8 protein-coding genes are annotated in these 13,354 nt (G+C 65.9%); 7 read left to right on the top strand and 1 reads right to left on the bottom strand.

Features of this window, described 5'->3' with window-relative positions:
* Nucleotides 1-177: 177 nt before the first annotated feature.
* The 6 genes from clsB to GA566_RS20680 all read left to right on the top strand — a co-directional run bounded on the left by clsB (nucleotide 178) and on the right by GA566_RS20680 (nucleotide 10,407).
* The gene (gene clsB, locus GA566_RS20705) at nucleotides 178-1,422 is read left to right on the top strand and encodes a cardiolipin synthase ClsB (RefSeq protein ID WP_160473893.1); all 1,245 of its coding nucleotides are present in this window, start codon (nucleotides 178-180) and stop codon (nucleotides 1,420-1,422) included.
* Nucleotides 1,419-2,405, top strand: coding sequence for a YbhN family protein (locus GA566_RS20700; protein WP_160473892.1), 987 nt, complete (start codon nucleotides 1,419-1,421; stop codon nucleotides 2,403-2,405). The genes clsB and GA566_RS20700 overlap by 4 nt, the downstream gene beginning before the upstream one ends.
* Before the next feature lie 97 nt (nucleotides 2,406-2,502).
* On the top strand, nucleotides 2,503-2,913 hold the full coding sequence (locus tag GA566_RS20695; protein ID WP_160473891.1) for a cupin domain-containing protein: 411 nt from the start codon (nucleotides 2,503-2,505) through the stop codon (nucleotides 2,911-2,913).
* Between the two features lie 79 nt (nucleotides 2,914-2,992).
* The gene (locus GA566_RS20690) at nucleotides 2,993-3,976 is read left to right on the top strand and encodes a tripartite tricarboxylate transporter substrate binding protein (RefSeq protein WP_160473890.1); all 984 of its coding nucleotides are present in this window, start codon (nucleotides 2,993-2,995) and stop codon (nucleotides 3,974-3,976) included.
* A gap of 11 nt (nucleotides 3,977-3,987) precedes the next feature.
* A complete protein-coding gene (locus tag GA566_RS20685; RefSeq protein ID WP_160473889.1) occupies nucleotides 3,988-5,160 on the top strand; it encodes an acyl-CoA dehydrogenase family protein in 1,173 nt (390 codons plus the stop codon).
* Nucleotides 5,161-5,256: 96 nt separating this feature from the next.
* The gene (locus GA566_RS20680) at nucleotides 5,257-10,407 is read left to right on the top strand and encodes an AAA family ATPase (protein WP_160474691.1); all 5,151 of its coding nucleotides are present in this window, start codon (nucleotides 5,257-5,259) and stop codon (nucleotides 10,405-10,407) included.
* A 288-nt stretch (nucleotides 10,408-10,695) separates the two neighbouring features.
* Here GA566_RS20680 and GA566_RS20675 read toward each other — a convergent pair whose 3' ends face one another.
* Nucleotides 10,696-10,878: a glycine zipper 2TM domain-containing protein gene (locus GA566_RS20675; protein ID WP_137927538.1), complete on the bottom strand. Its 183-nt coding sequence runs from the start codon at nucleotides 10,876-10,878 to the stop codon at nucleotides 10,696-10,698.
* 377 nt (nucleotides 10,879-11,255) lie between these two features.
* On the opposite strand from GA566_RS20675, the gene GA566_RS20670 reads away from it, so the two are divergent.
* A complete protein-coding gene (locus GA566_RS20670; RefSeq protein WP_160473888.1) occupies nucleotides 11,256-13,328 on the top strand; it encodes a bifunctional diguanylate cyclase/phosphodiesterase in 2,073 nt (690 codons plus the stop codon).
* The last annotated feature ends 26 nt before the right edge of the window (nucleotides 13,329-13,354 follow it).

The raw sequence follows: 13,354 nt of genomic DNA, 5'->3' as shown, positions 1-13,354 counted from the left end.
TTGCATCGGTGAGTATCCGAAAGAAGCTACGCCTGGGTCTGACAGAAGGGAACGAACAATTTGGCGGGTCGATATGCGTTTCGGGATGCACGCCGGTAAAAATGACAAACGCCGGGTACCTGGGACACGGCACTGCGGCCTGAAATCGGCAGGCATCGATTCTGCTTGGTCCCGGGGATGCGACAACACTGGACCACAGGCAACCGCCTGACCCTGCTGGAAAACGGCGAGGACTATTTCCCGCGCCTCATCGCCGCCGTGGAGGGCGCGCGAGAGAGCGTGCTGCTCGAAACCTTCATCATTTTCGAAGACTCGGTGGGAGAGTCACTGAGCCATGCGCTGGTGGCCGCGGCCCGGCGTGGCGTGCGCGTGGTGATGACTGTCGATGGTTTCGGCTCTGCCGATCTTTCGCAGCCATTCGTGGCGCGGCTTGTGGAGGCTGGCGTCACGCTGAACATGTTTGCACCGCGCCGGCGACTGGTCGGCATGCGGACCAACCTGTTCCGGCGCCTGCATCGCAAACTCGTGGCCATCGATGGCTTCACGGCGTTCATCGGCGGCATCAATCTGTCGGACCAGCACCTGATTGCCACGGGACCGCTGGCCAAGCAGGACTATGCCGTGGAAGTACAGGGCCCGATCGCGCAGGAGATCCACGCCTTCATGGAAGCTGCTGCGCAGACGCCGCATGGCAGGCAGCGCAGGGACCGTCGCCCGCCGCCGCTGCCGCGTGAGGCGCTGCCATTCGGGAATGGTGCCGCGCTTCTGGTCACGCGCGACAACGACCAGCATCCGCGCGACATCGAGCGCCATTACCTGATGGCGATTCGCGCGGCACGCCACAAGGTGGTCATCGCGAATGCCTATTTCCTGCCGGGCTACCAGTTGCTGCGCGCGATCTGCAATGCCTCCCGCCGTGGCGTCGATGTGCGGCTGATCGTGCAAGGCCGCCCTGACATGCTGTGGGTGAAGCGCGCGGTGGACGTGCTCTACGCCCATCTGCGCGAGGCCGGCGTGCGCATCTTCGAATATTGCGAGCGGCCCCTGCACGGCAAGGTGGCGCTGGTGGACGACGACTGGGCCACGGTGGGATCGAGCAATCTCGATCCGCTGAGCCTGTCGCTCAACCTCGAAGCCAACCTGATCATCCGCGACCCGGCCTTTGTCTCCACGCTCGACGCGCGACTCGGCAAGCTGATGGCCGATTGCTGCACCGAGGTGTCTGACCCGGCCGATACCGAGCAGGGCACGTGGCAGGCGCTGCGCACGGCGGTGATCTTCCATTGCCTGCGCAAGTTTCCGTCGTGGGCCGGCTGGTTGCCCGCCCATACTCCCAGGCTGGTGGTGTCTACCGTGGAGACTGCGCCGGACTGGCAACAGCGCCCGCAGGTGTCGCCGGGCGCAAGACAGGATTGCCGATGACCTCGACTGTTCATTCCCCCCAACGCAGCAAGCGCCAGGTGCGCTGGTCAGTCGCCAAACGCGTCGCGGGCCTGGCGTTCGTGGCCATCGTCGTGGTCCTGATCTGGCGCAGCCTGAGCGGCATCGACTGGAACGAAGTGTGGGGCGCGCTGAAGTCCTATCGGTTTGTCACACTGCTTCCCGCCATCGGGCTGGCCTGCCTGAGCTTCACGCTGCACGCGTCGTTCGATCTGCTGGGCCGCCGCTACACGGGCCATCACCTGTCTGCATGGCGAACGATGCTGATTGCCTGGCTGGCCTACGTGTTCAACCTGAATGTGGGCGCGATGATCGGCGGCATCGGCATGCGGCTGCGGCTATATACGCGCTCCGGCGTCAGCGCATCCCAGGTGGCGGGTGTCTACACGATTGCCGTGGTCACCAACTGGACGGGCTACATGATCCTGGCCGGCCTGATGTTCGTGTGGCAGCCGCCGGTGCTGCCGAAGTCGTGGGGCATCAGCCCGTGGCTGTTGCAGGTGATTGGCGCGGGCATGCTGGTGTCGGGCGCGGCCTATCTGGTGGCCTGCGCGACGCTTCGGCAACGCAGTATCAAGGTGCGCGGGCGCCGCTTCCGGTTGCCGACTTTCCGTTTTGCCGTCATGCAGACCGTGCTGTCGATCGTCAACTGGGTCACGCTCGGCACGCTGATCAACCTGCTTCTGCCACCGCAAGTGACGGTGCCGGCCGCGCTGACGGCGCTGCTTGTCGGCGCGGTGGCGGGCGCCCTGGCGCACATCCCGGCCGGGATCGGGGTGCTGGAGAGCGTGTTCGTGGTCATGCTCGGCCACGTCGTGCCCGAATCCACGGTGGTGGCCGCACTGATCTGCTACCGCGCGTTGTACTACCTGCTGCCGATGGTCATTGCCACGGCGGTGTATGGATGCATGGAATTGCGTGGCGCCCGGCGGGACCGCCCGGACGCCATCGGGAGCAACCCCTAGTTGACTGGAGTTTTCATAAGCATAAAATCTGTTTCACAAACATGAAAACAGGTGCCGGCCAGCCGGTCAGGTGCCGAATGTTGGAGACAGCCCGCTTATGACCGCATCCTCCTCCGCCTCCAAGGCGGTTCCTACCTATTTTGTTCGCACTGAGGACGTGGAGGGGTATCACCCCGCCAACCACGTTGGCACGCTGAATCGCCGCATCATTGGCCGCGAGAACGTGGGCGCCACGCAACTCGAAGTCATCCACGGCACCATCGAGCGGGGCAAGGGTGCCTTGCCGCATGCGCACCCCGGTATCGAACAGGTCTGCTACGTGCTGGAAGGGCGCGCACGCGCCGAGGTCAACGGCCAGGTGCAGGAACTTGGTCCCGGCGACTGCTGCTTCTTCCCGGCTGAAGCGATGCACGTATTCACGGTGATCAGCGACGAGCCTGTGAAACTGCTCGTGGTCTATGCCCCGCCTTACGAGGAATCGCCGGATCGCGTGATCCGTCCGGCCTGATTCCCAGTCATCCCGCAGCCACGCAGCAAGGTGCCGCCCACCGGGGCAGGCGCCGCCATCGAACCCAGAGGAGACCACCATGCCGAATTTCCGCGTGCGGCGTACGCTTGCCGCCGTCATCCTGGCGCTGCCCGCCGCTACCTTGCCGATGCTGGCGCAGGCCGCCGATGCCTGGCCAAGCCGACCGATCAAGCTCGTGGTGCCATTCGCGGCCGGTAGTGGCACGGACGCCGTGGCGCGCATCACGGCCAAGGAACTGGGCGATGCGCTGGGCCAGAACGTGGTGGTGGACAACCGGCCCGGTGCCAACGGGGCGATTGCCGCCGAAATCGTCGCGCAGGCCGCGCCGGACGGCTACACGCTCTTCATGACCACCAACACGACGCATTCGGCCAATCCGTCGCTGATGAAGAAGCTGCCCTACGATCCGATCAAGGACTTCACGCCGGTGGCGCGCATGGGCAACCTGCCATTCATGCTGGTGATCAATCCCAAATTGCCCGTGAAGACCATGGGCGAACTGATTGCCTACGCCAAGGCCCATCCGGGCATGTCGTACGCCAGCGGCAACAGCACCGGCATCGTGTCGGGCGCCACGATGGGGCGCATGGCGAAGGTCGACTTGCTCCACGTACCTTACAAGAGCACGCCGCCAGCCATGACCGATGTGATCGCCGGGCAGGTGCCGATGATGTTCGTCGATGTGGCGGCCGGCTCGGCCAACGTCAAGGCCGGCAAGATGCGCGCGCTGGCGGTGACCACCGCGCAGCGCAGCCGCCTGCTGCCTGACCTGCCCCCGATCGGCGATACGCCCGAGCTGAAAGGCTTCGACATCACGTCGTGGAATGGCGTGTTCGGCCCGGCCAAGCTGCCGCAGCCGATGGTCGAGCGGCTCAACAAGGAACTGTCGAAGATCGCCACCAGCAAGGACGTGGCGCCCAAGTTCGAAGCGCTGGGCTTCGAAGCGTTCGGCCAGACGCCGCAGCAGTTCACGGCCTTTGTGAACAGCGAACTGGTGAAGTGGAACCGCCTCGTCAAGGACGCTGGCATCCAGCCGGAATAAGGACCCGCCTCATGCATTTCGAACGGACACCCGAACAGAACGCCATCGTCGAGGCAGTGACGCAACTGTGCAGCGACTTTGGACCCGACTACTGGGCCGAGCTCGACCGCGCGCACAAGTTTCCCGAGGCGTTCCACCAGGCGATGGCCGGCGCGGGCTGGCTGGGGATCGCGATGCCCGAGCAGTTTGGCGGCGCGGGGCTGGGCATCACCGAGGCCGCGCTGATCATGCAGACGGTGTCGGCGTCGGGAGCCGGATTCTCTGGCGCGTCGGCCATCCACATGAACGTCTTTGGTTTGAACCCGGTGGTAGTGTTCGGCACGGAGGCCCAACAGGCCGCTGCGCTGCCGCCGCTGATCGCCGGCCACGAGAAAGCGTGTTTTGCCGTGACCGAACCCGATGCCGGGCTCGACACCACGCACCTCAAGACGCAGGCGGTGCGCAATGCGGATGGCAGCGCCTACCGGGTGGATGGCCGCAAGATCTGGATCTCCACGGCGCAGGTGGCCACGCGCATGCTGCTGCTGGCGCGCACCACGCCGCTGGACGCCGTGGCCAAGCCCACGCAGGGCCTGAGCCTGTTCTACACGCCGCTGGACCGCAACCACATCGAGGTGCGCGAGATCGACAAGATGGGGCGCGGCGCGGTGGACTCCAACATGCTGTTTATCGATGGCCTGATGGTGCCGGCCAGTGATCGCATTGGCGAGGAGGGCAGGGGCTTTGAATACATCCTGCACGGGCTCAACCCGGAACGCATCCTGATCGCCGCCGAGGCAGTGGGCCTGGGCCGCGCGGCGCTGGAGGCCGCCACGCGCTATGCAAAGGAGCGCACGGTGTTCGGCCGGCCCATCGGCCAGAACCAGGGCATCCAGCATCCGCTGGCCCAGGCCTGGATGGCGCTGGAAGCCGCCGATATGATGGTTTGGAAGGCCGCCTGGCTCTACGACAACGGCAAGCCGTGCGGCGCCGAGGCCAATGCCGCCAAGTACCTGGCCGCCGAGGCTGCGCACCAGGCGTGCCAGACCGCCGTGCTGACGCTGGGCGGCATGGGCTACGCACGCGAGTATCACGTGGAGCGCTACCTGCGGGAGTCGTATATCCCGCGCATCGCACCGGTCAGCGCGCAACTGATCATGTGCCATATCGCCGAGCGCGTGCTGGGGTTGCCGAAGTCGTATTGACCCCGGCGATGCTGACCATTTGGGACACGGTGGCCGCAAGCGATTAGGATGTGGGCTGTCTTCCGCCCCCGTCCCCGCCCGCCGCTCATGCTTTCCATGCTTTTTCCCAAGGCCGAGATCGATCTCGGCTTCGATACCACCTGGGAAGCGGGTGACCGGACGTTCGGCCGTGGCTGGCTGTTGCATGCCGATGGCGGCAAGGCGCCTGCCATGGGCGTCTGGGCCACGGACGATCATCGCCTGCCCGCCACCGTCGACCGCCTGACGCACGAATTTGCGCTGCGCGACGATCTCGACCCCGCGTGGTCGGCCCGCCCGCTGGATGTGCTGCGCGAGCGCGGCCAGACCGTGCTGCTGCTGGAAGACCCGGGCGGCACGCCGCTGAGCGCGATGATCGGGGTGCCGATGCTCCCCTCGATGTTCCTCGACATTGCCGTGGCCATTGCCACGGCGGTTGGCCATCTGCACCAGCGCGGCCTGATCCACAAGGACTTGAAGCCGGCCCACGTGCTGGTGGCGGACGACCTGAGCCGCACGTGGCTCACGGGCTTCGGCATTGCGTCGCGGATTCCGCGCAGCGCCGCGCCGTTCTCCGCAGCGGAGGAGATCGCGGGCACGCTGGCCTATATGGCGCCCGAGCAGACGGGCCGGATGAACCGCTCGATCGACACGCGCACCGATCTGTATGCGCTTGGCGTCACGTTCTATCAGATGCTGACGGGCGTGCTGCCGTTCAGCGCGGTGGAGCCCATCGACTGGGTGCATTGCCATCTGGCGCGCATGCCGGTGCCGCCGGCGGAGCGGCTGGCGTCGGTGCCGGCGATGCTCTCGGTCATCGTCATGAAGCTGCTGGCCAAGCCCGCCGAGGAGCGCTACCAGACCACGGCCGGCCTGCTGCGTGACCTGCAGCGCTGCCAGCAGGCGCTGGCCACGCAGGGACAGATCGAGGCCTTCGTCCCGGGCGAGCAGGATCTATCCGACACACTCGTGATTCCCGAGTACCTCTACGGCCGGGAGCGGCAGATTGCCGCGCTTGTGGGCGCATTCGACCGCGTGGCGTCCGTGGGACACAGCGAGGGCGTGGTGGTGTCGGGCCGCTCGGGGACGGGCAAGACTTCGGTCATGCAGGAACTCCAGCGCGTGATCGTGCAACGGCCGGGTGTGTATGCCGCCGCGAAGTCCGACGAACATGGCGACCGGCTGCCTTACCACACCCTGGCCCAGGCGCTGCGCGGGCTGCTCCGCAACCTGCTGACGCTTGGCGAGACCGACCTCGCACCCTGGCGCGTGGCCATTGCGGATGCACTGGGACCCAATGCCGGACTGCTGGCACCGCTGCTGCCCGAACTCGAACAGCTGCTCGGCCCCGTTCCCTGGACGCCCGGTACACCCTCGCGCGAGGTGGAAGCTCGTCTGCGGCTGGCGCTGCAAAGCCTGATCGCAGCCCTGGCGCACATGGCGCGGCCATTGACGCTGTGTCTCGACGATATCCAGTGGCTGGACCCCGAAACCGTCGCGCTGCTGCGCCAACTGCTGGCGGACCCCGCCGTGGGGCATCTGCTGCTCGTCGCCACCTACCGCGACGGGGATGACGATGGCACGCGTGCGTTGCTGCGCCGGATCGTGACCCTGCGCGAGCGTGGCGCCCGCATCGTGCACCTTGAACTGGGCAGCCTGGGCATTGCGGACCTGCGCCAGTTAATCGCCGATACGCTGCACGATTCCACCGAAACCAGCGCGCAACTGGCCCGGCTCGTGATGGAGAAGACCGCGGGCAACCCGTTCTTCGCCACGCACTTCCTGACCGAACTTGCCGAGGAAGGACTGCTGCGCTTCGAGCATGGCGCGGCGCGCTGGGCCTGGGACATCGGCCAGATCCAGGCCAAGCAGTTCACCGACAACGTGGTCTCGCTGATGATCGGCCGCATTGGCCGGCTACCTGCCAGCACGCGTCGTGCACTCAAGCGGCTGGCCTGTCTTGGCAACGACACGTCCGTGGATATCCTGCTGTACGCCTGGGACGGCAACGCGCGCGAACTCGATGCCGCGTTGGCGGACGCCGTGCGCTCCGGACTGGTCTCGCGCAAGGACCGCATGCTGCGCTTCCGCCATGACCGGATCCTGGAAGCCGCCTATGCGCGGATTGCCGTACCGGACCGGGCGGCCTTCCACCTGCACATCGGCCGTCTCCTGCTGGAGCGGATGCCACCCGACGCGATCGAGGCCAACGTATTTACCATCGCCGGACAGCTCAACCGCGCGGCAGACCTGATAGACACGCCGGATGAGCGCGACCGGCTGGCCGAACTGAACCTGACGGCCGCATTGCGCGCCCGCGCGACCTGCGCCAATGCCTCCGCGCTGCATTACCTGACGTCAGGCATGGCCATGCTGGATGACGATGCGCTCACGCGACGCCACGCGCTGGCGTTCTCGCTGGCGCTGCACAGGGCCGAGTGCGAGTTCCTGGCGGGCGACTCCGCGCGCGCCGAGCAGCGGCTGGCCGAGCTTGCAGTCCGCACCGTATCGCTGGCCGAGCGTGCCGTGGTCACCCAGTTGCAGATTGGATTGCTGATGACCGGCGGCCGGCGCGCCGAAGCCGTGGAAGTTGGCCTGGCCTATCTCGCACGCGCCGGTATCGCGTGGCCGGCAGCGCCCCGTGACGAGACTGTGGCGGAGGAGGAAGCACTACTGGCCCGGCAAATGGACGGCAGGCCCATTGCCGAACTGGAGGCATTGCCGGCGATGACCGATCCCGGTGCACAGGCCACCCTCTGCGTGCTGACGGCCTTGCTGCAACCAGCCTGGTACAGCGACGACAACCTGCGCTGGCTGGTGATCCTGCGCATGGTCAACCTGAGCCTCGCACGTGGCAACAGCGATGAATCTTGCCTGGGCTATGCATGGCTGGCGATGCTGCGCGTGGCAGCGTCTACCGACGATCCGGCCGGTGCCGCGTTCGGCAAGCTGGCCATGGCGCTGGCGGAACGGCGCGGTGTCGATCGTATCCGCGCCCGCGTCTACCAGATCGTCGGCGGCAACCTGCTGCACTGGACGCAGCCGCTGCGGGTGGCGCGCGGCGTGGCGCGGCAGGGGCTGGCCCTGACGCAGGAGATCGGCGATCTCACCTATGCCGCATACCTCCGCAGCAACCTGATGACCCATGCGCTGGCCATCGGTGACCCGCTCGGACGGGTGCAGCACGATGCGGATTCCGGCAGCGTGTATGCGTGGGGGCCGCGCTACGGACTGGTGGCCGACAGGCTGGCGCCGCAACGGCAACTGGTGCGCACGCTGCGCGGCCTGACGCCGGTCTTCGGCTGTCTGGACGGCGACGATTTCGACGAGCTGGCATTCGAGTCCCGCATGCAGGAGGATGTGGGGCTGCAACTGGCCGCGTGCTGGTACTGGATCCGCAAGCTTCAGGCGCGCTATCTGGCCGGCGATTACGCTGCCGCATTTGCGGCGGCCGAGCGGGCAGGGCAGTTGCTTTGGACCTCGCCCGCCTATTTCGAGCAGGCCGAATACCACTTCTATGCCGCGCTGGCACGCGCGGCAGTCTGCAATCCGGGGCTGGATGACGATCTGTCCCTGCATCTGCCTGCGCTGGCCGCACATCGTCGCCAGCTTGCGCAATGGGCCCGGCATTGCCCGTCGACGTTTGGCCATCGCGCCGCACTGGTAGAAGCCGAGATCGCGCGGATCGAAGGGCGCGACATCGAGGCGATGCGCAGCTATGAAACCGCGATGGCCGCCGCGCGCGATGGTGACCTGATCCACATGCAGGCGCTGGCCTGCGAACTGGCCGGACGCTTCTACACTGATCGCGGGCTGGAGAAGGTGGCCGTCGTCTACCTGCGCGAGGCCCGCCACGGCTACCTGCACTGGGGTGCCGACGCCAAGGTCTGGCAGCTCGATACGTTGTATCCCCATCTGGCAACCGGGACGCAGGTTTCCGCATCGGCGGCGGGAATGGGCACCATCGGCGCGCCGCTCCAGCATCTGGACCTGGCCACGGTGATGGCCGTTTCGGAAGCGGTTTCGGGCGAGGTGCGCCTCGACCGCTTGATCGCGATGCTGATGCGCACCGCCATCGAACAGGCGGGCGCCTCGCGCGGCGTGCTGATCCTGCCTTGCCCCAGCGGTTATCAGGTGGTGGCCGAAGCCGGCATCCGGGACGGCGCCATCACGATCACGCTGGCGGACCGGGCGCTGGACCCCGCCGACATACCGCTGTCCGTGATCCAGCACGTATTGCAGGCGCGTGAGCATGTGGTGTTCGACGATGCCGCCGTCCAGCGTCCGTTTTCCACGGACGCCTATATCCGCCAGCGACGGGCGCGCTCGATGCTGTGCCTGCCGCTGCTCAACCAGGCCAAGCTGGCGGGCGTGCTGTATCTCGAGAACGCACTGGCGCCGGGTGTGTTCATACCTGCCCGCACCGAGGTCATCAAGCTGCTGGCCTTCCAGGCCGCCAGCGCACTGGAAAACAGCCGGCTGTTCGAGGAACGCCGGCAGGCCGACGAGGCATTGCATCAGGCCCAGTCCGACCTCGCCCACGTGGGTCGGGTCATGACGCTCAGCGCGCTGACCACTTCGATTGCTCATGAGGTCAGCCAGCCCATTGCGGCGATGACGCTGGAGGCCAACGCGGCGCTGCGTTGGCTGCGGCGTGAGCGGCCCAATGTGGAGGAAGCCATCGACGCGCTCTCCGGTATCGCGCGGCAGGGGCAGCGGGCCCGCAGCGTCATTGCCGGCATGCGGGCCATGCTCAGGAAGGCGGGGCCGGACGCGCAGCAACTCGACCTCAATGCGCTGATCGAGGAGTCGCTGCCGTTGTTCGGCGGCGAGCTGACGCGCCACCGCATCGTGCTCAGGACTGAACTGGCACCGGTGTTGCCGCAGGTGGCGGCTGACAAGGTCCAGTTGCAGCAGGTGTTCCTGAACCTGGCAATCAATGCCATCGAGGCGATGCGCGATGTCGTCGACCATTCGCGGGATCTGACCGTGCGCACTTCCGTGGGCGCGTCAGGCGAGGTACTGGTGACGGTGCAGGATGTGGGCGTGGGCCTGCCCGGTGATCCGGAACAGATCTTCGAAGCGTTCTACACCACCAAGCCAGAAGGCATGGGCATGGGCCTTTCGATTTGCCGGACCATTGTGGAGAGCCACGGCGGACAACTCCACGCATGGCCGAACCGGCCAGCAGGGGCGGTGTTCGGGTTTGCGTTGCCGGCGGCGCCATGAAAAAACCCCGGACGACTTTCGATCGTCCGGGGTTGTTCCGTCTTGCTCACTGCAGGTTTCCCGCTGCCGCGCCATGAACATCGTTGAATGCTGCGGTGTCTTTCAGCGATGTCAACGTCCGAAGCCATCGTTGAAGGACACTTGCAACCGACGCTCACGGCGCGGCGCGCGGCGGCATGGCCTTCCCATCAAAGAAACCATGCCGCGCTAACCTGGACGACCCTGCCCGCCGTCCAGGCCGCGGAAATCGTCGCCGGTGCCCTACTCATAGGGCCACCGGCACAAAACTTATTTGCCCAGTTCGTGGCCGATCACGCCGCCAACCACTGCGCCACCCACGGTTCCGAGTGCGCTACCGTCACTGACTTCGTGGCCTACCACACCGCCCGCCACTGCACCCGTTGCGGTGCAGCCCGAGAAAGCCCAGCAACATGCGCCCACTGCGAGCGCGCCTGCGATTCGTTTCCACATGGTCATATTCTCCAGCCGGAGCCGTCATCGCCTGACGTGTCTGCCGCGTTAAGGCGTCGAGGTGGCGTCGAGGGCTGCTGTTCATCACGTCTCAAGCATAGATCGGCGCACACGCGCCGCCTTTCCGGCGGACGCTGATTGCCCTGTAGGAATTTATCGGACGAGTCAGGTGTGGCTTCGATGCCGCATGTCAAGCCGTCTTATGGTGGGCCCTATGGTGGATTTCGTCGCGGCACCAAGCGGCGTGATGCACAATCCCGCTTCAGTCTGGGCTGCAGGTGCCGTTATCCCTAGCGGATGGCGAGAACCTTCGCTCAAGCCCCAGATGCCATCGAAATTTGCGGGGGCCAGAAAGCCACCGCTTCGTCACGCCTGCCATGATTTCCCCCAGCTACGACGCGTCTCTCGTCCTGTTTTCCGTGCTTGTTGCCGTGCTGGCGTCGTATACGGCGCTCGATATGGCCGGGCGCATCTCCACGGCCGCACGTGGCCGCTACGCAGGCATGTGGCTGGCCGGCGGTGCCATGGCCATGGGCCTCGGTATCTGGTCAATGCATTTCATAGGCATGCTGGCGTTCAGCCTGCCGATTCCCCTCGGATACGACGTGCCCATCACGGGCGTCTCGTTGCTGATCGCTGTGCTCGCCTCCGCCTTCGCACTGAAGCTTGTCAGCGGCACGGAATTGCCACCCGCACGGCTGGCGCTGGGTGCCGTCACCCTCGGCGCCGCCATCGCCAGCATGCATTACACAGGCATGGCCGCGCTGCGGATGCAGCCCGGCATCGACTATGACCCGTGGTTGTTCCTGTTGTCGCTGGTCGTTGCGGTGGGCGCATCCGGTGCGGCGCTGTGGATCGCCTTCCGCTTGCGACGGAGCATGCCGCGCGTGCATCAGCTACGTGTGGGTGCCGCGCTGGTAATGGGCGGTGCCATCGCGTCGATGCACTACATCGGCATGGCGGCGGCGCGGTTTCCCCTGGGCAGCGTTTGTGGCGCGGCGCGCTCGGGCGTGGACAGCCATGCGATGGCGCTGCCGATCATCGTCATCACGGTGTGCGTGATTGCCGTGGCGCTGATTACGTCAGTGCTCGATATGCGACTGGAAATGCGCACGGCCGTGCTGGCGGATGCGCTGAACGTGGCCAACCGCGAACTGGAATTCCTGGCCCTGCACGACAAGCTCACGCACCTGCCGAACCGCGTGCTGCTGGAAGACCGGTTCCAGCAGGCCATGCGCCAGCACGACATGTTCGCTGTGCTGTTCGTGGACCTGGATGGTTTCAAGGGCGTCAACGATACCTATGGACACCAGATGGGCGACAGCCTGCTGGTGGAAATCGGCCATCGCCTGCGCGCCTCGGCGCGCTCGGAGGATACGATTTCACGGGTAGGTGGCGATGAATTCGTGATGCTCGTGCGCGTGGAAGAGCCTGCGGATGCCGGCGTGGTGGCGGCACGGCTGATCGAGGCGCTGCGTGAGACGGTGTACGTGAGCGGGCATGCGCTGCATGTCTCTGGCAGCATCGGCATCGCGGTGTATCCGGCCGACGGCTCGGATCAGGACGGGCTGATGACCAATGCCGATGCAGCGATGTATCACGCCAAGGCGTCGGGCCGCAATGGGTATTGCTTCTTCGAGCGGTCGATGAACCAGCAGGCCCGGGCGCAGCAGATGCTGATCCAGGATCTGCGTGCGGCCATCCGCAATGGCCAGTTGCAGCTTCACTACCAGCCCAAGATTTCCGCGACCCATCATCGCGTGGTGGGCGCCGAGGCCCTGCTGCGCTGGAATCATCCGGTACGGGGCCTGATGATGCCCGACCAGTTCATCGCGCTCGCGGAGAAGACGGGTGCCATCCTGCCCATCGGCGACTGGGTACTCGACGAGGCGTGCCGCCAACTGGCCGTATGGCGTGGAATGGGCCATACGGACTGGTCCGTGGCGGTCAACCTGTCGGCCCTGCAGTTCTGCAATGCGGGGATGATCGACGCCGTAGCCGCCGCGTTGGAGCGCCATGGCGTGCCAGCGGAGTACCTGACGCTGGAAATCACCGAAAGCACGGCGATGCGCGATGTGGAGGAAACGCTCGACATCATGACGCAGCTCGACACCATGGGCGTGCGCATCGCCATCGACGACTTTGGAACCGGTTATTCGAGCCTGCTGCACCTCAAGCGGATTCCGGCGAGCGAACTGAAGATCGACCGCGGTTTTGTGCGGGAGCTGGTAGAGGATTCGGAAGACGCGGCCATCGTTTCAGCCATCGTGGCATTGGGGCGCACGCTGAAACTGCAGGTGGTGGCGGAGGGAGTGGAAACGCCCGAGCAGCAGACTTTCCTGGCCGGGCTGGGGTGCGATACGCTGCAAGGCTACCTGTTGGGCAGGCCCGTGCCTGCAGCGCAGTTCACGAACATCGCGGCGGGCACTGAAGCCGCCACGCTGTCGTGAAGGTGACAGGACGTCAGGGCATGCGT

The organism is Cupriavidus sp. SW-Y-13 (genome assembly GCF_009793345.1).
In the GTDB taxonomy this organism is placed as follows: domain Bacteria; phylum Pseudomonadota; class Gammaproteobacteria; order Burkholderiales; family Burkholderiaceae; genus Cupriavidus.
This window is presented reverse-complemented; position numbering and strand designations above follow the sequence as displayed.